Raw genomic sequence first — 22,303 nt, 5'->3', positions numbered from 1 at the left:
ATCCGCCGCTACATCATCTGGCGGAACAAGCACGCCGCCGACGAGCGGCTCCGCGAGGTCATCGACAGGGCGAACGTTGCTTGATGCGGCACTAGATCATGCTGAAGCGACGACCCGCCCACGACTGCGTGCGCCGTCCCCCTAGTGGCCGCTCAGGCGCGCGGCGATCGGAGCGAAGCTGTCGATCTGCGACTGCTGGACAGTGACGTAGTTGACGCCGAGTTGCTCGCGGCGCTCCTGGAGGCGCTCAGCGATCTCCTCGGCCGACCCGACCAGTACGTTGGGGTGGTCGAGCAGCCCCTCGGAGGGGACCCGCATCAGCTTCGCCACCCGGTCGACGGCGGCCTGCCGGTCATGGGTGACCTCCGTGAAGTACGGAGAGCTCTCGATGTCGAAGGCGCCGAACCGGTCGCCGGCCGCCTCCCGGACATACCCGAGCCGACGCGTGGCCTCCTCCCGGGGCGAGAGCCCGTCGGAGTTCACCGGCTGGAACGGCACGTTGTTGATGCTCACGATGTCCGCCTCGCGGGCGGCCAGGGACAGTACGCGTTTGCGGCCGCCGCCGATCATGATCGGGGGGTGTGGGCGCTGCGCGGGGAGCGGCAGGCCGGCATAGCCCGTGACATTGACGAACTGACCCTTGGTGTCGAGCTCCTGACCCGACCAGTGGGCCTTGACGAACGCGACCACCTCCTCCAGCTTCGTGACGCGCTGGGGGGCCGGGGCGAAGTCGAGCCCCATCGCCCGGTACTCGGGCTCGCTCCACCCTCCTCCGATGCCGAACTCGAGCCGTCCGTCGGAGAGCAGGTCGATGGTGGCCGCCTCCTTCGCGAGCACGGCCGGGACGTGGTAGTCGACGCAGAAGACCCGGCAGCCGACGCGCAGCGTGTGCGTGACCGCCGCGGCGGTCGCCATGGCCGCGATCGGCGCGAGGTGCTGCGGGACCTGGCTCGCCTCGCGGCTCGCCGGGCCCGGGCCCAGGTAGTGGTCGGCCGTGAAGAGGGTGGAGAACCCCAGGTCCTCGACCTTCCGGGCCAGGTCGCGCCACTGGGCGGCCGACTTCGCCTTGGTCGCCTGCACGGCGAAACGGAACGGACGCACGGTCGTCGTCTGCATCCGCTGAAAATATCACATACACCAATCGAAAACGCAGGGCTTGACTGCTGGATATGGCGTTCTTCTAATGGACAGGACACGTTCTACTCACGTCGTACGCCGAAGGGGCACCAGGGTGGCCAAGAGGACGAGGTTCGCGGAGTACGAGAACCGGTATGCCAACTACCGCTTCGAGCTGAGTGAGGAGGGCATCCTGTTCATGCAGTGCCACACCAACGGCAAGAGTCTGGTGTGGGACTGGAAGGCGCACGACGACATGGCCAACGTCTTCGCGGACATTGCGGGCGACCGCGAGATCAAGGTCCTGATCCACACCGGCACCGGCGAGAACTACAACGCCGACTGGGGACGGCTGCCGGACGGCAACTCCCCGGAGAGGCCGATATACCAGCTCATGCCGGACGAGCGGGGCCTCAACAAGCTGGACGAGAAGGCCTGGTACAGCCGCAATCTCATCTTCAACGTCCTCGACGTGGACGTGCCGATGATCAGCGCGGTCAACGGCCCGTGCAACATCCACTCCGAGGTCCCGCTGATGGGCGACATCGTCCTCGCGTCCGACGACGCCTGGTTCCAGGACGTCTCGCACTTCCCTCGCGGCCAGGTGCCCGGCGACGGCCAGCACGTCATCTGGAACTTTCTCGTGGGCCACAACCGCGGCCGCTACCTGCTGCTGACCGGCAAGAAGCTCAGCGCCCAGGAGGCACTGGAGTGGGGCGCCGTCGCCGAGGTGCTTCCCAAGGAGCAACTCCTCGACCGCGCCTGGGAGCTGGCCCGCGAACTGGCGAAGCGGCCCCCGCTCGTGCTGCGCTACACCCGCCAGCTGTTCACCCAGGAACTCAAGCGGACCTTCCTGAACGAGCTCGGCCACGGCCTGGCCCGCGAGACCTACGCCCAGCGCGCATTCTTCCCCTTCGGCGGGGAGATGGAGCCGCTCGACCGCGCATGGGACGACCGGCCCTGGTCGGACTGAGCCCGTGCAGGCACTCGAAGGCATCAGGGTCCTGGACCTGGGCAACTTCATCGCCGGGCCGTTCTGCGCCACCGTGCTCGGTGAGTTCGGCGCCGAGGTGATCAAGGTGGAGCGGCCCGGTGCCGGGGACCATCTGCGCCGCTTCGGCACCGACACGGACTGCGGGGACACCCTGGTCTGGCTCAGCGAGAGCCGCAACAAGCGGTCCGTGACGCTCGACCTCGGCGACGAACGCGGCAGGCAGCTGCTGCGGGAGCTCATCGCCGGCGCCGACGTGGTGATCGAGAACTTCCGGCCCGGGGTGATGGAGCGGTGGGGGCTCGGCTGGGAGGAGATCCAGGCACTGAACCCGCGCACGATCCTGCTGCGGGTGTCCGCCTACGGGCAGTCCGGTCCCTACCGCGACCTGCCCGGCTTCGCCCGCATCGCCCACGCCTTCTCCGGCCTGGCCTACCTCGCCGGGGAACCCGACGGACCGCCGGTGACCCCCGGCTCCACATCGCTGGCCGACTACACCACCGGCCTGTACGGCGTCATCGGCGTCCTGTTGGCCCTGCGGGCCCGGGATTCCACCGGCAGGGGCCAGTGCGTGGACCTCGCGCTGTACGAGACGATCTTCCGCCTGCTCGACGAACTGGTGCCTGCCTACCAGCAGTACGGCTACGTACGGGAGCGGATGGGCGCCGACACAGTGAACGTCGTCCCGCACAGCCACTACCGCACCAAGGACGACCGCTGGATCGCCATCGCCTGCTCCCACGACGACATGTTCGCCCGGCTGGCCCGGGCCATGGACCGGCCGGAGCTGGCGGCGGACGACCGGTTCGGCCCCAAGGAGGCCAGGCTCGCGGCGCGGGACGAGGTCAACGCGCTGGTGGGCGCATGGGTCGGGTCACTCCCCCGGCAGGAGGTCCTCGACCGGTGCCGGGCAGCGCAGGTCCCAGCCGGGCCGCTCAACTCGATCGCCGACATCTTCGAGGATCCCCAGTACGCCCACCGCGGCACCATCCGGCTCCACGACTCACGGATCGGCCCCCTGGCCGTACCCGGAGTGCTGCCTGCGCTTTCCGAGACTCCGGGCGAGATCCGCTGGCTGGGGCCGGCGCTCGGCGCTGATACCGACGCGGTGCTCGACGGGATTCTGCACCGATCGCCCGAGGACATAGCGCGGCTGCGGGACGACGGGGTACTCTGAGTGAAAATGCCATTCTCTGTATATGAGAACTCTTATGCCACAGGGAAGAGAGAAGGGCTTCAGGCATGACCGGTATTCAGGAACGGCTGGCCACCGGGAAGGGGAAGTTCACCCCCAACTTCCCTGAGCTCGGCACCGCCCCGGTGGACTACGAGGACTCGATCTCCCAGGAGTTCTTCGAGGCCGAGCGGGAGGCCGTCTTCCGGCGGTCCTGGCTCAAGGTCGGGCGGATCGAGCAACTGCCCAAGCGGGGCAGCTACTTCACCCGGGACCTTCCCGGCCTCGGCTCGATCGTCGTCGTCCGCTCCACGGACGACACCGTGAGGGCCCTGCATAACGTCTGCGCCCACCGCGGCAACAAGCTCGTCTGGCAGGAGCACCCGCAGGAGGAGAGCCAGGGCACGTGCCGCGCCTTCACCTGCAAGTACCACGGCTGGCGCTATGGGCTCGACGGCAAGGTCGCCCACATCACCAACGAGGACCAGTTCTTCGACCTCGACAAGAGCGGCCTGCGCATGCCGCCGCTGCACTGCGAGGTGTTCGCCGGCTTCATCTTCGTCAACTTCGGCAAGGACGCCGAGCCCCTGCGCAGCTTCCTCGGTGAGCGCCTGCTGGAGCTGGAGAGCTACCCGTTCGGCGAGATGACCCAGCACTTCGGCTACCGGACCCGCATCAAGGGCAACTGGAAGCTGTCCATCGACGCCGTCCTCGAGTGGTACCACCCGCCGTACGTGCACGCCCGGTTCATCGACCCCGACGTGAGCAAGGCCGAGAAGATGGTCCCGCCGGTCGACGCCTACCACTACGACATCTTCGACCCGCACATGCTCACCTCCGTGCCGGGCCCGAAGCCGCTGCCGCCGCGCGGGCCGGGCGAGCTGGGGCCGGCGGAGCGCAGCCAGAAGTGGATCTACCGCCTCTTCCGCGCCGGCCTGTTCGGGCCGGACGACGTCCCGGACGTCGGCCCGCTGCCCGAGGCGCTGAACAAGGGCGACATCCGGTCCTGGGGCAACGACTCGTTCTGGCTGTTCCCGAACTTCTCGGTCCAGATCTGGGCGCGGAACTTCTACATCACCTACCAGTACTGGCCCGAAGCGGTCGACTCGCACAGCTACGAGCTCGACATCTACTTCGCGCCGCCGAAGAACGCCCAGGAGCGGATCGCCCAGGAGCTGGTCGCCGACAGCACCATCGAGTTCGCCATGCAGGACTCCAACACCGTGGAGGCGACCCACTCGGCGCTGGCGACCCGCGCCAACCAGCAGTTCCACCTGTCCGACCAGGAGCTGCTCATCCGCAATTTCCACAAGGTCATCCGCGACGCGGTGGACGCCCACCAGTCGGGCGAGAAGTAGGAGGAAGGACACCGATGACAACCGCCGCGGCTACCCTGCCCGAAGCATTCCGCGACCTCGAACCGTACGTGGCCGACTGGGCGCTGCCCACCCGTCAGGAGCGGTACGACATGCGCCTGTCGAAGCCCTTCGAGGAACTGGTCGAGTTCTACGACGCCATCACCCCGCGGGCCGAGGAGGCGATCGACTACCTCAAGGCCCTCGACCTGAACGCCCTGCCCGAGGACGCCACGCGGCTGCTGCGCCTGCTCTACTCGCTGGTCCTGGTGTCGTACGCGGTGAACGTCTTCAAGCAGCCTCGCATCCCCGACTCGGGCTCGGCGTTCTTCGACACCGTCGCCGAGCCGGCCGTCTGACGCGCCTGACCTCTGGCCGTCTGACCGTCTGACCGTCCGACCAGAAACAGGAGGAGCGATGGACAGCACGGGCGTGGCCCATGCCGAGAAGTCGTCCCGGCTCATACACCGCACGTCGCCGGCGGACAGGGAGGCGATCGCATGAGCCGCCGCCGCACCGCGCTCGTCACCGGTGGCGCGTCCGGCATCGGGCGGGCCATCGCACTGCGCCTCGCCGAGGACGGTTTCGCCACCGCCGTCCTCGACCTCGACGCGGAGGGAGCCGAGAAGGTGGCCGCGGAGTGCCGCGAGAAGGGACACGAGGCGGTCGCCTTCGGCGGGGTGGACGTGTCCGACCGGGCCCAGGTGAACGCCGCCGTCCAGCGGGTGCGTGACACGCTCGGGCCCGTGCTCGCCCTCGTCAACAACGCCGGAGTGACCGGAACGAGGGCGTTCTTGAAGATCGGCGACGAGCAGTGGGACCAGCAGCTCGCCGTGAACCTGAGCGGTCCCTTCTACCTGTGCCAGGCCGCCCTGCCCGACATGATCGAGGCCGGCTGGGGTCGGATCGTGAACATCTCGTCCTCCAGCTTCCACTCGGGACAGCCGTACATGGCTCACTACGTGGCGGCCAAGTCCGGTCTCGTCGGCCTCACCAAGTGCCTGGCCCTCGAGTTCGGCCCGCAGGGCGTCACGGTCAACACGATCCCGCCCGGCTTCGTGGACACCCCGATGCTGCGCGACTCGGAGCGCAAGGGCCTGATCGGCGGCTCGGTCGACCACCATGCCGAACTCACGCCGGTACGGCGCCCGGGCCGGCCCGAGGACATCGCGGCCGCCTGCGCCTTCCTGGTCTCCGAAGAGGCGGGTTACATCACCGGGCAGGTCATCGGCGTCAACGGCGGGCGCAACACCTGACGCCATCACCGCCGCCGGGGCAGACCCGGACGTCGACGCCGTGATCCTGATCGGCGCCGCCTCCGCGTTCTGCTCCGGTTCCTGGTGGCATCGGAGCGCGCCCGCTTCGCCGACACCCATGCCCGCCTCGGCATGATGCCAGGAGCGGGCACCACTGTTCTCCTCTCCCAGTCCATCGGGCCCCGGCGTGCCGTCGAGATGAAGTTGCTGCAGCACTAGCGTCAGCTGGCCAACGCCGCCACCTCGACGAAGCGCACCTCACCGATGGGTACTTGGCGAAGACGTGGCGGCGGGGAGCGATCGCTCGCAGCCGGGCCACACCCGGCCCTGAACACGGTCCCGACCTCCTGCAGACACCCCACGAGCCGAGCACCCCTGACCTCGGGGAACGCCGGCGCTGGGCGTTTCCCGAGGTCAGGGGTGCTCGGCCGCCACGGCCGCGGGTTCAGCGTGACGCTTCTTCGTGGCGGTACACCTGACCACCCTTCATCACGAACCGCACGTCCTCGGTCACGCCGATGTCCGCCAGCGGGTCGCCGGGAACGGCGATGACGTCGGCGAGCAGGCCGGCCTCGAGGCGGCCCCGGTCGTCGGCGTCGATGAGCTCGGCGGCGACGGTCGTGGCCGCCCGGATCGCCTGCAGGGGCGCCATGCCGCGGGCGACGAGGGCGATCAGCTCCTTGGCACCCCTGCCGTGCGGGATCGCGGGCGCGTCCGTGCCGCAGGCGATGCGTACCCCGCGCTCGATGGCCTTGCCGATCGTGGCCCGCGAGCGCGGGAAGACGTCGGCGGCCTTGGCCTGCAGCTCGGGTGCCGCGTGCGAGACGTCCATGCCCTCGGTGAGGTAGGTGGTCGCGACGAGGAAGGTTCCTCGCTCGACCATCAGGTCGAGGGTTTCGTCGCTGGCGAGGGAGCCGTGCTCGATGCAGTCGATGCCCGCGTCGAGCGCGGAACGGATGGCCGTGTCGCCCATGCAGTGGGCGGCCACCTTGAGGCCCGCGCGGTGGGCCTCGTCGACGATCGCCCGCAGCTCCTCGTCGGAGTACTGCTGGGCGCCGGCGGGCCCTGTATGCGACATGACTCCGTTGGAGGCGCAGACCTTGATGACCTGCGCGCCGTGTTTGATCTGGTAGCGCACGGCCTTGCGCACCTCGCTGACCCCGTTGGCGATGCCCTCCTCGACGCTCAGCTCCATGATGTGCGGCGCGAACGCCTGGAACATGGTCGGGTCGAGGTGCCCGCCGGTGGGCGTGATGGCGTGGCCTGCGGGCACCACCCGTGGGCCGTCGATCCAGCCGAGGTCGATGGCCTTCTTCAGGGCCACGTCCAGGAGGAGTCCACCGGTCTGCACGAACAGGCCGAGGTTCCGCACCGTCGTGAATCCGGACCGGAGTGTCCGGCGCGCATTGGCGACGGCGCGCAGGGTGCGTACGGCGGGATCGTCCTGTACCGGGTTGAGGGGGCTGCGGTGGTCGGGGCCGCCGAGGAGCAGGTTGACCTCCATGTCCATCAGCCCCGGGAGCAGGGTGAGGTCGCCGAGATCGAGCACCACGGCGTCCTTGGGTACCGAGGTGGGTGCGACCTCGACGATGCGCTCCCCTTCGATCAGGAGCTCCCCCGGCTGGACGTACTCGCCCTTGTCGACGTCGAGCAGGCGGGCGGCGCGCAGGAGGACGGGCGGTTGCGGTGTGCGGGGACGTGCCATCGAGCGGCTCCTTCGGTCGGTCGGCCAAGGGGACGTCCGCCGGCCGACAGGTCGATCGAAGCCGCCGGCCGGCAGGCCCTCGGCTCGCTCTTCGGGGTCGGCGGCGGTGCGTGGGTCGCCGGGCCCCTCGGGGCAGGCCGGGGCCCGGCGGACCAAGGCGTCAGACGGCGGGTTCGAGGATCGCGTCGATGCTCGAGGCGCCTGCGTCGGGGACCTTGGGCTGACGCCACGCCTCCACCGGGAAGGCGACGGTCACCAGTGCACAGAACAGCCACAGCAGGTGCTTGTCCTCCTCGGAGATGTTCTCCATCTCGACCTTCTCGAGGTAGGACGTGCCGGACTCCAGGTGCGGGAAGGCGGCGTTGTAGAAGGTGTCGAGCTCCTCCATGGTGCTGGAGATGCGCTTGGCGTAGCGCGCACGCTCGGTCGGGATCGCCCAGTCCGCGAACGGCTCGAGATCGGCGAATTCGGGCGGGAAGATGTTGGCCATGGTTCGCGTCTCCTCGGATCAGGAAGCGGCCGGCGTCCGGGACTTCCGCTGCTGGTGGTCGCGCACGTACTGATACGTGGTGTTGTGCAGGTGACGCAGCAGGACCTCCTGGTCGTTGAGCGGGAAGTCCGTCACCGCCCGCGACTCCAGCATGGTCTGCGTCGCCTCGAGGGTGTTGCCGTCCTGGAGGCCGTACTCCTTGAACGAGACGGCGGCGAGCTCCTGCTGCAGACGCTGGAAGGCGTTCTTCGGCGGGACGAAGTAGCACGTCCCCTCAAAGATGTGGGTGTTGTACGAGGTCGGCCAGTAGTGGTACGTGAGCACCCAGTTCGGCCGCCAGATCAGCAGCATGAAGTTCGGGAAGAAGACGAAGGAGTCCATGCCCCAGCGCGGGTCCCGGGTCGGGTTGACGGCCGGCGGCAGATCCTCCGCGGCCATGCCGATGTCGGGCGCGTCCCAAGGGCCGAAGAGCCCGCTGCGCAGGGCCCGCTCGATCGGCTTGACCATCTTCTGGTCGTGCGGCGGCGCGATGCCGCCCCAGGACGACACCATCCCGTGGGGTCCGTCCACGTCGTAGGCGAGTGCCTCGTAGCCGTACTTCTGGATCTTGCGCCGCTCCTCGGCCATGTACTGCCCGCCGTGCAGGATCGGTGCGTGGTAGAACTCGGCGAAGGCGTCGATGAACAGCTTCCAGTTGCTGCCGATCTCGGCGCGGTACTTGTGCACCTGCGTCAGCTTGTCGAACGGGTAGCCCTCGATGCCGGCCGCGAACTTGCCTAGGAACTCGCGCAGCGGCGTCTTGTTCTCCGGATCGAGGTTGACGAAGATGAATCCCTCCCACACCTCCGTGTGGATCCCGATCAGCCCGTAGTCGGACTTGTCGAGGTTGAAGAACTCGCCCTCCTGCTGGACGTAGGTCAGCTTGCCCTCGAGGTCGTAGCGCCAGGCGTGGTACTTGCAGGTGAACTGCCTGCAGACACCGCTGGTCTCCTCGCGCGGGAATTCGTTCCACACCAGCTTGTTGCCGCGGTGCCGGCACACGTTGTGGAACGCGCGCACTTCGCCGTCCGAGCCCCGCGCGACGATCACCGATGCGCCCGCCGCGTCCAGCTCCTTGGTGAAGAAGCTGCCCTTCTTCGGCAGCTGTTCGACCCGGCCGACGTTCAGCCACGTCCGGCGGAATACCGCGTCACGCTCCAGCTCGTAGAACTCCGGCGAAATCGAGTCCTCGAACGAGAGCGGCTCCGTGCCGATCTTGAGGTGCTCGGTCCAACTGCCCTCATCGGGCTTGGGGAAGTGCGCCATGGATCTGCCCTCCAGTCGGTTGTACAGAGCCTACGGTAACACCGATATCTCATTGAGAGAATGCTATTCTCGCCGGAGAGCGATCGTCAACCCGCAAGCCACTTGATCAGGCGGACATCCACCGACCGGGAGGGCCTTCTCGATGGACGGCACGAGCACACCGGACATCGGCCGCTACGGCATCTTCAGCGCCCTGGTCCACCAGCCCCCGACAGCCCGCGACGAGACGGCCGCGGAACTGGAGGAACTCGGCTTCGGTGCGATCTGGCTCGCCAACGCCACTGTCGACGATGTCGCTCCGGTCATCGCCGCCACCTCCAAGGCCGTGGTGGGCACCGCCATCCAGAGCATCTGGCGGCACGAGGCCGCGCCGACCGCCGCACGGTGCGCGGCGCTGGAAGCGGCTCACCCCGGGCGGTTCCTGCTCGGCCTGGGCGTCGGCCACCCGCAGAGGACCGCCGGGTACAAGCGTCCATACGCCGCCATGACCGGGTTTCTCGACGCGCTGGACGACACGGACAGCGGGACTCCGGTGCCCGCCGGGCGCCGGGTGCTGGCGGCCCTCGGCCCCAAGATGCTGGGGCTGTCCCGGGACCGGGCGGCCGGCGCGCTGCCGTACCTCGCCACCGCCGAGCAGGTGGCCGGGGCCCGGGAGCTGCTGGGCGACGGCCCGCTGCTCGCCCCCGAGCTGGGCGTCGTGCTGGAGTCCGACCCGGAGCGCGCACGACAACTGGCCCGGGCCGCTCTGGAGCGCTACCTCAAGCTCGCCAATTACACCAACAACTGGCTGCGCGGCGGCTTCACGGAGGACGACCTGACCGGGGGCGGCAGCGACCGCCTGGTCGACGCCCTGTTCGCCTGGGGTGACGAGAAGCGGATCCGGGCCCGGATCGACGCCTTCCACACAGCGGGCGCGGACCACGTGGTGGTGCAGCTCATCGGCGATCACAGCATGGTCGATCTGCCGTCCGACTCCCTGCGCCGCCTCGCCGGGATCCTGCACTGACCTCCCAGTCAGCCGGTCGCCGCCGAAGCGCGCTCCCCCACCGACCGACGACCGGGGTCCGGCCGGACATGAGGATGGTTCACAACACCGCAGGTTCGGGGGCAGATGTTCCTGGCCGGTGGGGCAGTTCGCCGCTGCGGAACACCTCGGTGACGTCGATCGACCCGGTCGGGGCGCCGACCGCGGCCAGGGCCTGAGTCTTGAACGCGCGTGCGGCCACGCTCAAGCAGTGGTGCACCGAACCGCCTGCGCCGTCGAGGTCCGCAGACCGCCGGTCGCTCCAGTGCCTGACGTCGACCGCGCCTCCCTCGATGGCCTCCAGCACCATACGCCGGACTCGTGCGTCGGATCCGTACAGATCCGCGTCGACCGCGATGGCCTGCGGCCCGGGCACGAGAACCGGCGCGGCCAACGCGGCCTCCAGATCGGCGGCCTGGGCCCCGAGGATGCGCAGCGGCCGGGGATCGGCATGGTCCGCGGTGAGGACTGTGGCGTCCCACCCGGCCATCACCTGATCGAACAACCATCCTCCTGCGGACCGCACGACCCCGGCCGTACTCGGCGCGACCACGACGAGCCTTTGCCTCAGGAATCGCCCGACGACGGGGCCAGCTCCCGGGCAAGGGACCTGGCGTAGCCCTGGAACACCTCGGTCAGCGGAATCGAAGGGTCGAGCAGCCACGATGTCTCCATCCCGTTGAGAAACGCGATGATCTCCACGGCCTTGACGGCCGGATCCAGGTCGGTGCCGTACTTGCCTGCGCGTTGGCCCTCCCGGATCCCTTCGGCGACGATGTCGACCGCGGACCGGTATCTGTTGAGAAAGCGTTCGTGCAGCGGGGCGTCGGGGCTGAGGTTCTCGATCAGGAGCACGGCGAACATGCTGACCAGATCCGGCGCCTGCCGGAACCGCTCGGCGCGCCCTTCGATTCGCTCGATGATGTCGCCCGGCATGTCCCTGCTGGCCTCGTCGTAGGCGTCGCGGGCGTCGAGTACCGCATGGAGCAACTGCTCCTTCGACTCGAAGTGATGCAGCAGGCCCGCCGGGCTGACGCCTGCCTCACGGGCGATCTGCCCGAGGGTGATGCTGCGCCACCCGTTCCGCGTCAGCAGCCGCTGAGCAACCGTCAGGATCCGCTGCCTGCGCTCCTCGCCCTTGGCCAGGAGCGTGGCATACGGCCGTGGATTGGACACCGGGCCCCCTTCAACCAACCTACTGAATCGACAGTAGGTTGGTTACCCAGGCGTGACAAGGGTCTCACCCGAACGAAACCTGAGGCGCACGTCGGGTGGCTTCGCGGCTCATGCGCTGGGAGCTATCGCAGCTTTTTCTTCATCTCGTCCAGCTTCGCGAGGATCGGATAGCCGGTGACGCTCAGGGCGTTGCCGTGGCCGGTCTGGTGGACGTCGAAGATCGACTGGATCGCGGCATGGAAACCCTGCACGTCCAAGGTCTGGTTGACCGCCCGCTTTGCCTGACGGAGCCCGAAGGACGGCATCGCCGCGATCTGTTCGGCCAGCGCCCGCGCCTCGGCGTCCAACTCCTCACGCGGCACCACCTTGTTGACCATGCCCACGCGTTCGGCCTCATCCGCGGTCAGCGGGCGGCCGGTGAACAGGATCTCCTTCGCCTTCCGGGCGCCCAACTCCCAGGTGTGGCCGTGGTATTCGACGCCACCGATGCCCATGATGGCCACCGGGTCGGAGAACAGCGCGTCCTCGGCGGCGACGATCAGGTCGCAGGGCCAGCACAGCATCAGCCCACCCGAGATACAGCGCCCCTGGACGGCCGCGATCGACGGCTTCGGCACGTTCCGCCAGTGCAGGCAGTACTCCAGGTAGCGACGGTTCTCCGCCGAGTAGATCGACTCGAGAGTGATCTTCTCAGGGGACGGGGAGCTGCCCTTGAGGTCGTGTCCTGCGGAGAAGTGCTTTCCTTCGGCGCGCATCACGATGACCTTCACGTCATCGTCGTCGGCGGCCCGGGTCCAGGCGGCGTCGAGTTCGTCGAGGAGCTCGGCGTTCTGGGCGTTGGCGACCTCGGGCCGGTTCAGGGTGATCGTCGCGATCCGGTCCTTCGTCTCGTACAGGATGGTCACGGCGGCTCCTCAGCGTCGGGGCAGGCCGAGCACCCGCTCGGCGATGATGGTGCGCTGGATCTCGGACGTGCCGCCGGCGATCGTGCCGCCGAAGCTCCTTGCGTAACGGTGGAACCAGCTGGCGAAGGCGTCGTCGTAGCTCAAGTGGTAGTACGGCGCTGTGTTCGTCGGGTGGGCCAGTCCCTCGGACCCGGCCGCCTCCAGCGCCCGCTCCAGGGCCTTCTGCGAGGCCTCCGAGCCGAGCACTTTCAGTACGGACAAGGCCGGGACGTCCGTCTCACCGCGGGCGGCGCGGGCCAGGGCGGCAGAGCCGAGCAGATTCAGCGCCTGCCGGTCCATGACCAGGGTGGCGTACCAGTCCTTGTCGAGGGGCGTGGAGGGGCGGAAGTCCCGCAGGAGGTCGCCCATCCGCTCGGCGTCGCCCAGCCACATCAGGGTGCGCTCGTGCCCGAGCGAGCCGTTGGCCACCCGCCAGCCCTGGTTGAGCGGCCCGACGAGATTCTCGGCGGGGACGCGAACGTTCTCGAAGAAGACCTCGTTGAAGTCCTTGTCCTCGGGACCGGTGTACGCGGCGAACGGGCGGCGCGTCACCCCGGGAGTGGATGTGGGGATCAGCAGCACGCTGATCCCCTTGTGCTTGGGGGCGTCCGGGTCGGTGCGGACGAAGGTGAGCAGCACGTCGGCGTCGTGGGCGCCGGAGGTCCACACCTTCTGCCCGTTGACGGTGAAGTGGTCGCCGTCCAGGACGGCGCGGGTGCGCAGGGAGGCGAGGTCGGAGCCGGCACCCGGTTCGCTCATGCCGAGCGCTGCGGTGATCTCCGCGCGGAGGATGGGCACGGCCCAGCGGTGCTTCTGCTCCTCGGTGCCGAAGGACAGCAGCGAGGCGGCGATGATCCCGACGCCCTGGGGGTTGAAGCTGTGGAAGATACGGCGCCGGGACAGCTCCTGCAGGTGCACGAACTGCTGGACGACGGTGGCGTTGCGCCCGCCGAACTCCGGGGGATTGCCCGGGAGCAGCCAGCCCGAGTCGAACTGGAGGCGCTGCCAGCGCCTCGCCCACTCGGGGAGGTGCCCGGTGGAGCGGGACCGCTCGGCGGCCTCGGCCTCGGCGGGGAGGTTGGCCTCCAGGAACGCGGCGAACTCGGCGCGGAACGCCTCGACGTCGTCGTCAAAGGTCAGTCGCATGGCACTCCTCGGCGATCAGCGCCCGGTGCTCGGCCGCGCCGCCGAGCAGCAGCTCGCCCGCCTTGGCCCGCTTGAGCGCGAACTGCAGGTCGTTCTCCCAGGTGGTCCCCATCGCACCGAACAGCTGCACGCCGTGCCGGAACACCAGGGCCTGGCACTCCCCCGCCGCGGCCTTCGCCATGGACGCGGCCAGACGGCGGCGCGGATCGTCGGCAGCGATCGTCATCATCGCGAAGTAGGCGAGGGCACGGGCCCGCTCGATCGCCACGTGCATGTCGACCGCCTTGTGCTGGACGGCCTGGAAGGAGCCGATGAGGGCGTCGAACTGGCGGCGGGTGCGTACATGCTCGATGGTCAGGTCAAGGATCCGGCGGCAGGCGCCGACCATCGTCAGGGCCAGGCCGGCCAGGGAGATGTGGCGGGCGCGCTCCGGGTCGGCCGTGCCGCGTGCTTCGTCGGTGACCCGCACCCCTGCGAAGGTGACGTCGGCGACGTGCAGGAGTGGGTCGAAGACGGCGGTGCGGACGATCGTCGCCTCCTCGGCGGGCACCACGAAGACGCCTTGCCCGGTGACCACGGCCAGCCGGTCGGCTCGGTCGCCGTCCAGCACGTGTCGCGCGGTGCCCTCGAGCACCCAGCCCCCTTGGTCCTGGCGGGCGTCCACCGCTCCGAACACGGCGGCCCCGGACTGCCCGGACCAGGTGCCCGCGGGAGCAAGGGGTGCGAACTGCGTCATCGTCGCCAGATAGGGCGTCGGGTCGACGGCCCTGCCCAACTCCTCAAGTAGGATTCCGAGTTCGACCGCATCGGTGGGATCGGTGAGCTCCGTCCAGCCCAGGTCGTTGTAGGTACGCCAGAGAGCCCCGGGATCGGCACCGCCGTCCACCACGGACCGGACGAGGGCCGGCGGGCACTCCTTGGCGACCGCGTCCCGGATGGTGTCCTGCCACAGCCGCTGGTCGGGGTCGAATTCAAAGAGCATCCCGGCCTCCGGTGACGAAGCCGCCGGCCGATGGCTTCAACTGCCCGAACTCGCGGTAGGTCTGGAAGTCCCGAGCCACGAACGGCCTCCTTGCCAGAGTTCCGGTGCATACAGCCGGGAGAATAACATTCTCGCTCAGTGAAAGTAATAGTCTCGACTACCCTCCGGAGAAGTCCGATCGAAGCGAAAAAAGCCTCCCCCTACACTGCAGTAATGTTCTCTCCATGGCGCAGAAGACGAGTCAGCCCGTGAGCACACCGAGCGAAGAGCCGGCCTGGAAGCAGCGTGCGATCGAGCGTTCCACCCAGGCCGCGAAACGCCGAGCCGAGCAGAGGGTCGAGCGGTTCCTCGGTGCCGCGCAGGCGATCATGGCGGAGAAGGGCACCACGGACTTCACCGTGCAGGAGGTCATCGAGCGGTCCCGCCAGTCGCTGCGCAGCTTCTACCAGCACTTCGACGGCAAGCACGAGCTGTTGCTCGCCCTGTTCGAAGACGCCATGAACAGGACGGCCGACCAGATCCGCGCCGCCGCCTCCGGCCAGTCCGATCCGCTGGACCGCGTCAAGGTCGCCGTCCAGCTGCTGTTCGAGCTTTCGCGCCCCGACCCGACCGCGCAGCGCCCGCTGTTCACCGATTTCGCCCCGAGGTTGCTTGTCTCCCACCCCGCGGAGGTGAAGGTCGCCCACGCGCCGCTGCTCACCCTGTTCACCGAGCTGATGACAGAGGCCGAAACCGCCGGCCGACTGCGCCCCGGCGCCAAGCCCCGCCGCCTGGCCGCCATGACCATGCAGACCGTCATGTTCAACGCCCAGTCCAGCGGCGCCGCCTCCGACGACGGCAGCGCCCACCCGATCACCGCCGAGGAGATCTGGGACTTCTGCTCCAGCGGGTTCGCCCACACCCGGTGAGGGCGGTGACGCCTTCCCGCAAGGTCAGGTGACCGCGCCCGAGGCCCGGTGAGCGGCAGCGAAGGCGCTCAGTTCGCGGGCGGCGTCGGGCCCGGTCGGCGTGTAGACGACCTCACGGAAACCCGCGTCGGCGAGCCGCTCGAGCTGCCTGCCGACGCGGGCCTCGTCGCCGACCATGGCCCGCAGGTCGATGTGCTCGAGGAGCGCGCGATCGCGGTCGGTGAGATGGGTGACGTGACCCTCGAAGGTCAGCAGATGGCGTTCGGACGGCAGGACGAGCGCCTCCAGAGCCTCCCGCCATGCGCGGCCGCCGGGCATGGCGTCGACAGCCCCCGCGCCGCCGTTCGCGTACGCGGTGTGCCAGTCGACGACACGCCACGGCCCGATCGCCTCCCGTACCCGGTCCGAGCCCGGATCCTCGCCCTTGTCGAGCACCGTGCCGGACACGATCGTCGCCGTCGGCAGGCCGGGGTGCGGCGGCCCGATGACGCCGTCGGCCGCCTCGGCGGCCAGCTTGGCACCGCGCGGACCGAAGACGCTCAGCCACAGCGGCACCTTGATCGGGCGGGCCTCGGCCAGGCCCTGGGCATGCAGCATGCGGGCCAGCTGCCCGTCCACCGTCGCCGTGTCACCGTCCAGCAGTCCCCGCAGGGCTGTGACGTACTCGCGGAGCGCCGCCAGGGTCATCGGCCGCCGCCCCATCGCCAGACGAGAGGTGAAGCCCGTGCCGAAGCAGGCCCTGAAGCGCCCGCCGGACAGACGGGCGAGGGTGGCGATCGCGGACGCCATGGCCATCACCGACCGTTCCTCGGGGACGAGAACGGCAGTGGCCAGACCGATGTGGGTCGTCCGCCGGGCGGCGAGGGCCAGGTGGACGAACGGGTCCTCCCATAGCGGCGCCGAGTCGTAGATCCACACCCTGGTGTAGCCCAACTGCTCGGCCAGGGCTGCCAGTTCAGCGAAGCCGGGGCCGGGCGGGAGCCCGCAGGACAGCTCGATGTCAGCCATTCGGCATCCCGAATCGGTTCTCAGCTCGTGGTGATGGCGCGTTCGGGACAGGACGCGGCGGCGGTGCGCACCGCCTCCTCGAATTCGGCGGGCACCTCGGGTGTCTCCACCACGGTGTAGCCGTCGTCGGTCAGGACGAACACCTCGGGGCAGGCCACGCAGCACACCCCGTGCCCGCGGCAGCGTTCGTCGTCGACGGTGACCTTCATCGGGCGGCTCCGTCCGCGGCAGGGGCGTCGGCGAGCGTGAACTCCAGGAAGAGACGGGTCAGTCCGCGCAGCATGAAGGTCGGGACATAGCGGTAGCGGCGGGCGTCCTCGGGGCCGTGCTTCGTCTCCGCGAGGCGGATGTCGCTGGTGCGGTCGAGGAGCCGCTCGATGGCCACCCGCGCCTCCGCCCGGGCCAGGGGCGCGCCCGGGCAGGTGTGGACGCCACGGCCGAAGGCGAGGTGGCGGCGGACGTTCGAACGCCCGAGGTCGAAATCCGCGGGGCATTCGAACTGGCGCGGGTCGCGGTTGGCGGCCCCGTTGAGCACCATCACCGTGGTACCGGCCGGGAGGTCGACGCCGCCCACCGTCGTCGGGACCTTGGACAACCGGAAGTCTCCCTTGACGGGGCTCTCGATGCGCAGCACCTCCTCCACGAAGGCGGGGATGCGGTCACGCTCGGCGCGCAACTGACGCTGGATGTCGGGACGTTCGGCGATCAGCTTGAGCGCCGTACCGAGAAGGCGAACGGTCGTCTCCTGACCTGCCGCGAAGAGGTTGGCGGCGACGCGTACCACGTCGGCGACCTCGGGCAGCCGGCCGTCGGGGAACGTCGCGGCGGCGAGGCCCGAGAGGACGTCTTGGCGTGGTTCCCGACGACGTTCCTCGATGTAGCGCGCGACCCGCTCGTACAGGTGCTCCAGGGGCGAGTGCGCCATCGTGCCCTCGCCGGTGCTGCCCATAGCCGCGCCGGCGGGCGGTCCGTGTCGCAGCTCCTCGGCGACCTCTGCCCGGTCCTCCTCCGGTACGCCGAGGAGGTCGGCGATGACGAGCATGGTGAAGGGTCCCGCGAATCCGTGGATGAACTCGCCTTCCCGGCCGGTGAGGAAGTCGTCGAGGAGGCCGTCGGCGAGGTGCCACATGGCCGCCTCGTTCTCCTTGAGCCGCTTCGGTGTGATCAGGCGCATCAGCAGCGCGCGGTGGTCCGTGTGGACCGGCGGGTCGAGCGTGGGCAGCTGGTCGCTCATCGGGAGCTCGTCGCGGTGCTGCTCGATCAGCTCGCTCACGTCGTCGCCCTCGAGCGGCACGGGGAAGCCGGGGAAGGGGCCGGTCACCGAGTTGCACGCGGAGAACGTGTCGGTGTCGTTGTAGATCTGCACGGCCTCCTCGTATCCCGTCACCATCACCACGTCATGGTGGTTCTCCCGCTGCACGGGGCACTGCGCACGCAGGGCGTCGAAGTACGGGTAGGGGTCCTCGATGAGGCCCTCGTCCCGGAAGAAGTCGGCCGACTCGTAGTCCTTCACTGTTCGTACGTTCCCTTCGGCATGGTCACGGCTGCGGCTCGGTGACACGGTGCAGTTCGGCCTCGTCTCGGTCGACGAGCTGCAGGGGCCCGTCGACGACCGCTTCGGCGCCGCCGAAGCGGTCGCGTGCACTCAAGACCGTCCCCGGGACGGTCCTCCACGTCACACGGACAGCAGCCTGGCCAGGTTGCCACCCATGATCTTGGCCTGGTGCTCCTCGCTCATGTGTTTGATCGCTTCGAGGTAACTCGTCGGCTCCGCCAGGCCCTCGGGGTGCGGGTAGTCCGAACCGAACAGCACCCGGTCGATGCCGATGAGATCGGCCAGCTCGCCCAGGTCCTCCTCCCAGAACGGGCTGACGTGGATGTTGCGCTTGACTGCCTCCACCGGGTCGCCGCCGAAGCCCTCCGGCGCCTTCTTATAGACGTCGGCCAGGGTCTCCAGCAACGGCGCCACCCAGCTGGAGCCGTTCTCGATGACCGCGATCTTCAGCTCGGGGAAGCGGAACAGCGCACCGTGGCACACCCACGACGCCACCGCGTCCTGGACGGGCCGCCACTCACCGACCATCCGGAAGGTGTTGGTCTTGAACGGCAGCATCTCCTGGTCGGCGCCTTCCCACTCGCTGGTGTACCGGGAATAGCCGCTGTCCGACGAGTGCATGGTGACCAGGACGTCGTGCTCGACGACGCGCTTCCAGAACGGGTCGAACTCGGGCAGCGCGAAGGACCGCGGGCCGCGGAGCCCGGGAACGGGAGCCGGCCGGACCAGGATCGCCCGGGCACCGCGCTCGACGCACCAGTCGAGCTCCTCGATCGCCTTCTCGACAATGGGGAGGCTGATCACCGGGACCGTGAAGATGCGCTCCTTGTAGTTGAACGACCAGGTCTCGTGCAGCCACTGGTTGAGCGCGTGGACGACCACGTGGATCAGCCCCGGATCGTCGCGCATGCGCTCTTCGACGAGGCTGGCCAGCGTGGGGAACATCAGGGTCCTGTTGATGCCCAGTTCGTCCATCAGCTCCAGGCGCGGCCCGGGTTCACGGAACGCGGGAACGGACCGCATCGGCTCGCCGAAGATCTCCCTGCGGCTCTTGCCCTCGGGGTTGCCGTTGCGGAAGTAGTCCTCCATCGCGCCGGGACGGGCGACCACCTCGAAGGTGGGATTGGGGATGTAATCGCTGATCTGACCGCGGACCGCGATCTTGGTACGGCCGTTCACCTGCACGTACTGGATCGCGTCTCGGTACTCCTTGGGCAGGTACTTGGTCAGCGACTCCTCGGTCTCGTACAGGTGGTTGTCCGCGTCGAACAGCGGATACGGCAGCACGCGCGACGGCATGAGATCCTCCTTTGCTCGATACGAGAAGCCTATTCTCCATATGCGCTCTACCGCAATGTCTCGGTGCAGCGGGAACGTTGGACCTCGTTGCTGACCGCCCGCGGGAGGTCGTCATCCTCGGGCAGCCTCCTTGAGCGGTCAGGCGCCCACGAGGGTCATCCGGACAAGGGCCGACGTGGGGCCGGCCAGTGCCGTGGCGCGCCCGGTGTGCAGCAGGACCAGGTCGGCGGGCTCCCCGCTGCGGACGCGCCGGGGTGGTCCGCCGGGATCGGTGAGGGGACTGAGGTAGGAGTCGAGGGCGGCGGCCGGCGTGAGCGTCTCGTCGGGCGTGAGGACACTGCCGAGGGGGGTTGTGCGCTGCGCTGCGGCAGCGATGACGGCCCATGGGTCGAGCGGCCCGTACGGAGCGTCGGAGGACAGGCCCAGCGGGATGCCGGCGTCGGTGAGCGACCGGCAGCGGTACAGGTCCGCGTGATCGTCGGCGGGGACGTCCCGGGCGTAGGCGTCGCCGCGGTCGGCCAGGAAACCTGGCTGGGTCACGACGCGCAGCCCGAGTGCGGCGATGTCGTCGATCAACTCGCCTGGGACGAGGGCCGCGTGTTCGATGCGGTCGCCGGGCCTTGGGCCTGCCTCGCGCAGTGCCACGAGCAGCAGTACGAGCGCCTCACGGGTCACGGCGTGCACGGCCACGCCGCGACCGTCGGCATGCGCCGCGCGGATACGTTCGACGAGGTCGTCGAGGGTGGGCAGCCCGGAGTCGGCGAGGACGATCTTGTACGGGCCGACTGTGGGGCGGCGCGTTGAGGAGCCGTCAAGCGAGGTGCCGAGCGCGGCACCCAGAAGGTGGACGCGCTGGGGCAGCGCCCCGCTTTCCATGTCGGCGGTGATGGCTGCGAGGGCATCGGGGGCGAGATCAGGGGTGGCGTCGGTGACCCTGGTGATGCCCAGCCGGGCGAGCTCCTGGCCGATGTCCGCGAGTCCGGGCGGGCGGGTGCGCGGGAGACGGGTGCGCAGCCAGTCGTCGGCACGCCACAGTCGGCCGGTCGGTGTGCCGTCCGCGTTCCGTTCGATGCCGGGATGGTCGCCGTCGGCGAGGGCGAGCGCGGTCGCGGCCGTCGTGTTGAGCATCCAAAGCGCGCCGCTGCGGTGCTGGATGCGTACGGGGTGATGGGTGTGGATGCCGTCCAGCGCGGCCGCGTCGAGGTCGCCTGCGACGGTCTCGTGGTAGCCGGTGCCGCGGATCCAGCCGTGTTCGTCGGGGGTCGCTGCGGCGAGCGCCGCGCCGAGGCTGGCACGGTCGCGTACAGCGGGCGGCCCGCAGCGGACCGAGTGCTGTTGGGCGGCGAGGGCGTGCAGGTGCAGATGATGGTCGGCCAGTCCGGGCAGCAGAGCGCCGCCGCCACAGTCGACGGTTTCCTCCCCGAAGCGCCGTGGCAGGGCCGGGGCGATCTCCGCGATCCGTCCGGCGGCGATACGGACGTCGGCGCGGCGGCCGTCGTCGAGCTCGGCGTCGCGAAGCAGCAGGGTGTCGATGCTGAGAACGTGGGTCATGGTGCCGGGATCCCTAGACCTTGCAGCACCTCGGTGGTGTGCTCACCCATGAGGGGCGCGTCCCCGGCGGGTTGTCGCCGACGGGGTTCCGCGACGGGGACCCGTCCGTCGGCGGTCTCGACCGCCCAACCCGCGCCGTTGGGGCGGGCCGCGGTCGCGGGCTCGGGCGGTTCGTCGTCCAGTGTGGCGGCGACGACGTCGGTCATGGCGACGTCGTGCAGGATGCCGGTGCCGTCGACGGGGGCGGTGAACGCCAGGGCGGCGGCGATGAGGCCGGTGAGCGGGTCGGCTATGGCGTCGCCGCAGAAGAGCGGGGTGCCGTCGGGTTCGCGGGCGACCAGGCCGGCGCCCGCTGCGACGTCGTCGCCGAACCCGACCCGGTCGCTCGCGCGCCCGGCGGCGGTGATGGAGATCCAGGTGGTGCCGGCGGCCACCGCGGCGTGCGCGTCGAGGCCGAAGCGGGCCAGTGCGCGGGGGCGGGATGCTTCGATGACGATGTCGGCGGCGTCGACGAGCGCGGCCAGCGCACGGCGGCCTGACGGGGTGTCGGGATCGAGGACGACGGACTCGTGCTCGGCGTGCAGCAACCGGTAGAAGCCGGGGTTGCCGCGGCGGGCTCCGTCCGGACGCGTCGGTGTCTCCACCTTGACCACGCGAGCACCGGCGAGACCGAGCAGGTGGGCGCAGAGCGGCCCGGCCCACAGCGCGCTGAAGTCGACCACGAGCAGACCGTCGACGGGCCGGGGCGCCAGCGGGACCGGCGGCGGAGCGGGATGAGCAGCGGTACGCGGGATGACCGGAGCGGCGGTGAGGCCGAGGAGCGTGGCCCGCTCCGCCAGTTCGGCGCCGCTGTGGGTGCTCAGCCAGGACGCGACAGCAGCCCAGGGGTCACCGGTCAGCTCGGCGCCGACCAGGGCGCCGAGCAGCACCAGGTCGTCGGGGCGCGCGCACGACACCGCCGCCCAGCCGTCGGCGGTGGGCAGCAACCGGCAGGCACCGCCCGCGGAGGTCCGGCCGCGCCGGGAGTGACCCGTGAACGCGGCCCGTTCGGCGAGCAGTTCGGCGCCGTCCACGCGGATCGGCGCGGCAGTGCCGGCGGTCAGCGCGAAGATACGGCCGGACAGCTCGCGGGCCCGGGACGCCGCGCGCCCGGGCGGTACGAGCGGCGGTCCGTCCGGGCGCCCGGTGAGCGCGGCGACACCGCTGGACGCCCAGTCAGCCAATGGGTCGCCGGTGATGGTCATGCCGCTTACCAGCCCGAACCTGACATGACGGTGAGCACGAGGCCGACGATACACTCGCGGTCGCCGGCCGTGAC

At 69.6% G+C, this 22,303-nt stretch carries 23 protein-coding genes and 1 pseudogene; 9 read left to right on the top strand and 15 right to left on the bottom strand.

Annotated elements, in window-relative coordinates; genetic code table 11:
- Positions 1-84 (top strand): annotated as a pseudogene (locus ABT009_RS34790) (transposase); the annotation flags it as partial.
- A gap of 57 nt (positions 85-141) precedes the next feature.
- Here the strand turns inward: ABT009_RS34790 and ABT009_RS34785 are convergent.
- Positions 142-1,116 carry a TIGR03621 family F420-dependent LLM class oxidoreductase gene (locus ABT009_RS34785; RefSeq protein ID WP_351304290.1) on the bottom strand — a complete coding sequence of 325 codons (975 nt, stop codon included), beginning with the start codon at positions 1,114-1,116 and terminating at the stop codon, positions 142-144.
- A gap of 115 nt (positions 1,117-1,231) precedes the next feature.
- Between ABT009_RS34785 and ABT009_RS34780 the strand changes: the two genes are divergently transcribed.
- The 6 genes from ABT009_RS34780 to ABT009_RS34755 all read left to right on the top strand — a co-directional run bounded on the left by ABT009_RS34780 (position 1,232) and on the right by ABT009_RS34755 (position 6,111).
- Positions 1,232-2,089: an enoyl-CoA hydratase/isomerase family protein gene (locus ABT009_RS34780; RefSeq protein WP_351304287.1), complete on the top strand. Its 858-nt coding sequence runs from the start codon at positions 1,232-1,234 to the stop codon at positions 2,087-2,089.
- A gap of 4 nt (positions 2,090-2,093) precedes the next feature.
- On the top strand, positions 2,094-3,284 hold the full coding sequence (locus ABT009_RS34775) for a CaiB/BaiF CoA transferase family protein (protein ID WP_351304284.1): 1,191 nt from the start codon (positions 2,094-2,096) through the stop codon (positions 3,282-3,284).
- Positions 3,285-3,349: 65 nt separating this feature from the next.
- A complete protein-coding gene (locus ABT009_RS34770) occupies positions 3,350-4,639 on the top strand; it encodes an aromatic ring-hydroxylating oxygenase subunit alpha (RefSeq protein ID WP_351304281.1) in 1,290 nt (429 codons plus the stop codon).
- Positions 4,640-4,653: 14 nt separating this feature from the next.
- The gene (locus ABT009_RS34765; protein ID WP_351304278.1) at positions 4,654-4,995 is read left to right on the top strand and encodes a hypothetical protein; all 342 of its coding nucleotides are present in this window, start codon (positions 4,654-4,656) and stop codon (positions 4,993-4,995) included.
- 141 nt (positions 4,996-5,136) lie between these two features.
- On the top strand, positions 5,137-5,892 hold the full coding sequence (locus ABT009_RS34760) for an SDR family NAD(P)-dependent oxidoreductase (protein ID WP_351304276.1): 756 nt from the start codon (positions 5,137-5,139) through the stop codon (positions 5,890-5,892).
- A gap of 84 nt (positions 5,893-5,976) precedes the next feature.
- Positions 5,977-6,111, top strand: coding sequence for a hypothetical protein (locus ABT009_RS34755; protein WP_351304273.1), 135 nt, complete (start codon positions 5,977-5,979; stop codon positions 6,109-6,111).
- A 226-nt stretch (positions 6,112-6,337) separates the two neighbouring features.
- On the opposite strand, the gene ABT009_RS34750 is transcribed toward ABT009_RS34755, so the two are convergent.
- From ABT009_RS34750 to ABT009_RS34740, 3 genes are all read right to left on the bottom strand, one after another.
- Positions 6,338-7,597, bottom strand: a complete 1,260-nt coding sequence (locus tag ABT009_RS34750; protein ID WP_351304270.1) for a metal-dependent hydrolase family protein — start codon at positions 7,595-7,597, stop codon at positions 6,338-6,340.
- Between the two features lie 160 nt (positions 7,598-7,757).
- Complete coding sequence (locus tag ABT009_RS34745; RefSeq protein WP_351304268.1) at positions 7,758-8,087, bottom strand: hypothetical protein; 330 nt, start codon at positions 8,085-8,087, stop codon at positions 7,758-7,760.
- Positions 8,088-8,105: 18 nt separating this feature from the next.
- Positions 8,106-9,392 (bottom strand): aromatic ring-hydroxylating oxygenase subunit alpha, encoded by a 1,287-nt coding sequence (locus tag ABT009_RS34740; protein ID WP_351304267.1) that lies wholly within the window; start codon positions 9,390-9,392, stop codon positions 8,106-8,108.
- Between the two features lie 142 nt (positions 9,393-9,534).
- On the opposite strand from ABT009_RS34740, the gene ABT009_RS34735 reads away from it, so the two are divergent.
- Entirely contained in the window at positions 9,535-10,398 is an 864-nt protein-coding gene (locus ABT009_RS34735) for an LLM class F420-dependent oxidoreductase (protein WP_351304264.1), read from the top strand.
- 79 nt (positions 10,399-10,477) lie between these two features.
- Here ABT009_RS34735 and ABT009_RS34730 read toward each other — a convergent pair whose 3' ends face one another.
- The 5 genes from ABT009_RS34730 to ABT009_RS34710 form a co-directional block, all read right to left on the bottom strand.
- Positions 10,478-10,921, bottom strand: coding sequence for a hypothetical protein (locus tag ABT009_RS34730; RefSeq protein WP_351304261.1), 444 nt, complete (start codon positions 10,919-10,921; stop codon positions 10,478-10,480).
- A 62-nt stretch (positions 10,922-10,983) separates the two neighbouring features.
- On the bottom strand, positions 10,984-11,592 hold the full coding sequence (locus tag ABT009_RS34725) for a TetR/AcrR family transcriptional regulator (RefSeq protein WP_351304259.1): 609 nt from the start codon (positions 11,590-11,592) through the stop codon (positions 10,984-10,986).
- 122 nt (positions 11,593-11,714) lie between these two features.
- Positions 11,715-12,497 carry an enoyl-CoA hydratase gene (locus ABT009_RS34720; protein WP_351304257.1) on the bottom strand — a complete coding sequence of 261 codons (783 nt, stop codon included), beginning with the start codon at positions 12,495-12,497 and terminating at the stop codon, positions 11,715-11,717.
- A gap of 9 nt (positions 12,498-12,506) precedes the next feature.
- Positions 12,507-13,682, bottom strand: a complete 1,176-nt coding sequence (locus ABT009_RS34715) for an acyl-CoA dehydrogenase family protein (RefSeq protein WP_351304254.1) — start codon at positions 13,680-13,682, stop codon at positions 12,507-12,509.
- Positions 13,666-14,664, bottom strand: coding sequence for an acyl-CoA dehydrogenase family protein (locus ABT009_RS34710; protein WP_351304251.1), 999 nt, complete (start codon positions 14,662-14,664; stop codon positions 13,666-13,668). The genes ABT009_RS34715 and ABT009_RS34710 overlap by 17 nt, the downstream gene beginning before the upstream one ends.
- A 224-nt stretch (positions 14,665-14,888) precedes the next feature.
- On the opposite strand from ABT009_RS34710, the gene ABT009_RS34705 reads away from it, so the two are divergent.
- On the top strand, positions 14,889-15,572 hold the full coding sequence (locus tag ABT009_RS34705) for a TetR/AcrR family transcriptional regulator (RefSeq protein WP_351304248.1): 684 nt from the start codon (positions 14,889-14,891) through the stop codon (positions 15,570-15,572).
- 24 nt (positions 15,573-15,596) lie between these two features.
- Here the strand turns inward: ABT009_RS34705 and ABT009_RS34700 are convergent, their stop codons facing one another.
- From ABT009_RS34700 to ABT009_RS34675, 6 genes are all read right to left on the bottom strand, one after another.
- Positions 15,597-16,580 (bottom strand): LLM class flavin-dependent oxidoreductase, encoded by a 984-nt coding sequence (locus ABT009_RS34700; RefSeq protein ID WP_351304245.1) that lies wholly within the window; start codon positions 16,578-16,580, stop codon positions 15,597-15,599.
- A 20-nt stretch (positions 16,581-16,600) separates the two neighbouring features.
- Complete coding sequence (locus ABT009_RS34695) at positions 16,601-16,789, bottom strand: ferredoxin (RefSeq protein WP_351304242.1); 189 nt, start codon at positions 16,787-16,789, stop codon at positions 16,601-16,603.
- Positions 16,786-18,093, bottom strand: coding sequence for a cytochrome P450 (locus ABT009_RS34690; protein WP_351304239.1), 1,308 nt, complete (start codon positions 18,091-18,093; stop codon positions 16,786-16,788). Before ABT009_RS34690 ends, ABT009_RS34695 begins: the two co-directional genes overlap by 4 nt.
- A gap of 162 nt (positions 18,094-18,255) precedes the next feature.
- A complete protein-coding gene (locus ABT009_RS34685; protein ID WP_351304237.1) occupies positions 18,256-19,434 on the bottom strand; it encodes an amidohydrolase family protein in 1,179 nt (392 codons plus the stop codon).
- A gap of 138 nt (positions 19,435-19,572) precedes the next feature.
- Positions 19,573-20,985 (bottom strand): amidohydrolase family protein, encoded by a 1,413-nt coding sequence (locus ABT009_RS34680; protein ID WP_351304234.1) that lies wholly within the window; start codon positions 20,983-20,985, stop codon positions 19,573-19,575.
- On the bottom strand, positions 20,982-22,229 hold the full coding sequence (locus tag ABT009_RS34675) for a CoA transferase (RefSeq protein ID WP_351304232.1): 1,248 nt from the start codon (positions 22,227-22,229) through the stop codon (positions 20,982-20,984). The genes ABT009_RS34680 and ABT009_RS34675 overlap by 4 nt, the downstream gene beginning before the upstream one ends.
- Positions 22,230-22,303: the final 74 nt, after the last annotated feature.

The sequence above is a fragment of the Streptomyces sp. NPDC002896 genome (assembly GCF_040295225.1).
Taxonomy (GTDB): Bacteria; Actinomycetota; Actinomycetes; order Streptomycetales; family Streptomycetaceae; genus Streptomyces.
Note: the sequence above shows the minus strand (reverse complement) of the source record. Positions and strands in the feature narration are given on the sequence as shown.

What these genes read in the sequence shown, in the direction of transcription:
- ABT009_RS34750 (WP_351304270.1), bottom strand. Translation starts at nt 7,597, where the DNA reads ATGGCACGTCCCCGCACACCGCAACCGCCCGTCCTCCTGCGCGCCGCC.
- ABT009_RS34740 (WP_351304267.1), bottom strand. Translation starts at nt 9,392, where the DNA reads ATGGCGCACTTCCCCAAGCCCGATGAGGGCAGTTGGACCGAGCACCTC.
- ABT009_RS34765 (WP_351304278.1), top strand. Translation starts at nt 4,654, where the DNA reads ATGACAACCGCCGCGGCTACCCTGCCCGAAGCATTCCGCGACCTCGAA.
- ABT009_RS34745 (WP_351304268.1), bottom strand. Translation starts at nt 8,087, where the DNA reads ATGGCCAACATCTTCCCGCCCGAATTCGCCGATCTCGAGCCGTTCGCG.
- ABT009_RS34710 (WP_351304251.1), bottom strand. Translation starts at nt 14,664, where the DNA reads ATGCTCTTTGAATTCGACCCCGACCAGCGGCTGTGGCAGGACACCATC.
- ABT009_RS34760 (WP_351304276.1), top strand. Translation starts at nt 5,137, where the DNA reads ATGAGCCGCCGCCGCACCGCGCTCGTCACCGGTGGCGCGTCCGGCATC.
- ABT009_RS34680 (WP_351304234.1), bottom strand. Translation starts at nt 20,985, where the DNA reads ATGACCCACGTTCTCAGCATCGACACCCTGCTGCTTCGCGACGCCGAG.
- ABT009_RS34695 (WP_351304242.1), bottom strand. Translation starts at nt 16,789, where the DNA reads ATGAAGGTCACCGTCGACGACGAACGCTGCCGCGGGCACGGGGTGTGC.
- ABT009_RS34785 (WP_351304290.1), bottom strand. Translation starts at nt 1,116, where the DNA reads ATGCAGACGACGACCGTGCGTCCGTTCCGTTTCGCCGTGCAGGCGACC.
- ABT009_RS34675 (WP_351304232.1), bottom strand. Translation starts at nt 22,229, where the DNA reads ATGACCATCACCGGCGACCCATTGGCTGACTGGGCGTCCAGCGGTGTC.
- ABT009_RS34705 (WP_351304248.1), top strand. Translation starts at nt 14,889, where the DNA reads ATGGCGCAGAAGACGAGTCAGCCCGTGAGCACACCGAGCGAAGAGCCG.
- ABT009_RS34770 (WP_351304281.1), top strand. Translation starts at nt 3,350, where the DNA reads ATGACCGGTATTCAGGAACGGCTGGCCACCGGGAAGGGGAAGTTCACC.
- ABT009_RS34735 (WP_351304264.1), top strand. Translation starts at nt 9,535, where the DNA reads ATGGACGGCACGAGCACACCGGACATCGGCCGCTACGGCATCTTCAGC.
- ABT009_RS34715 (WP_351304254.1), bottom strand. Translation starts at nt 13,682, where the DNA reads ATGCGACTGACCTTTGACGACGACGTCGAGGCGTTCCGCGCCGAGTTC.
- ABT009_RS34700 (WP_351304245.1), bottom strand. Translation starts at nt 16,580, where the DNA reads ATGGCTGACATCGAGCTGTCCTGCGGGCTCCCGCCCGGCCCCGGCTTC.
- ABT009_RS34685 (WP_351304237.1), bottom strand. Translation starts at nt 19,434, where the DNA reads ATGCCGTCGCGCGTGCTGCCGTATCCGCTGTTCGACGCGGACAACCAC.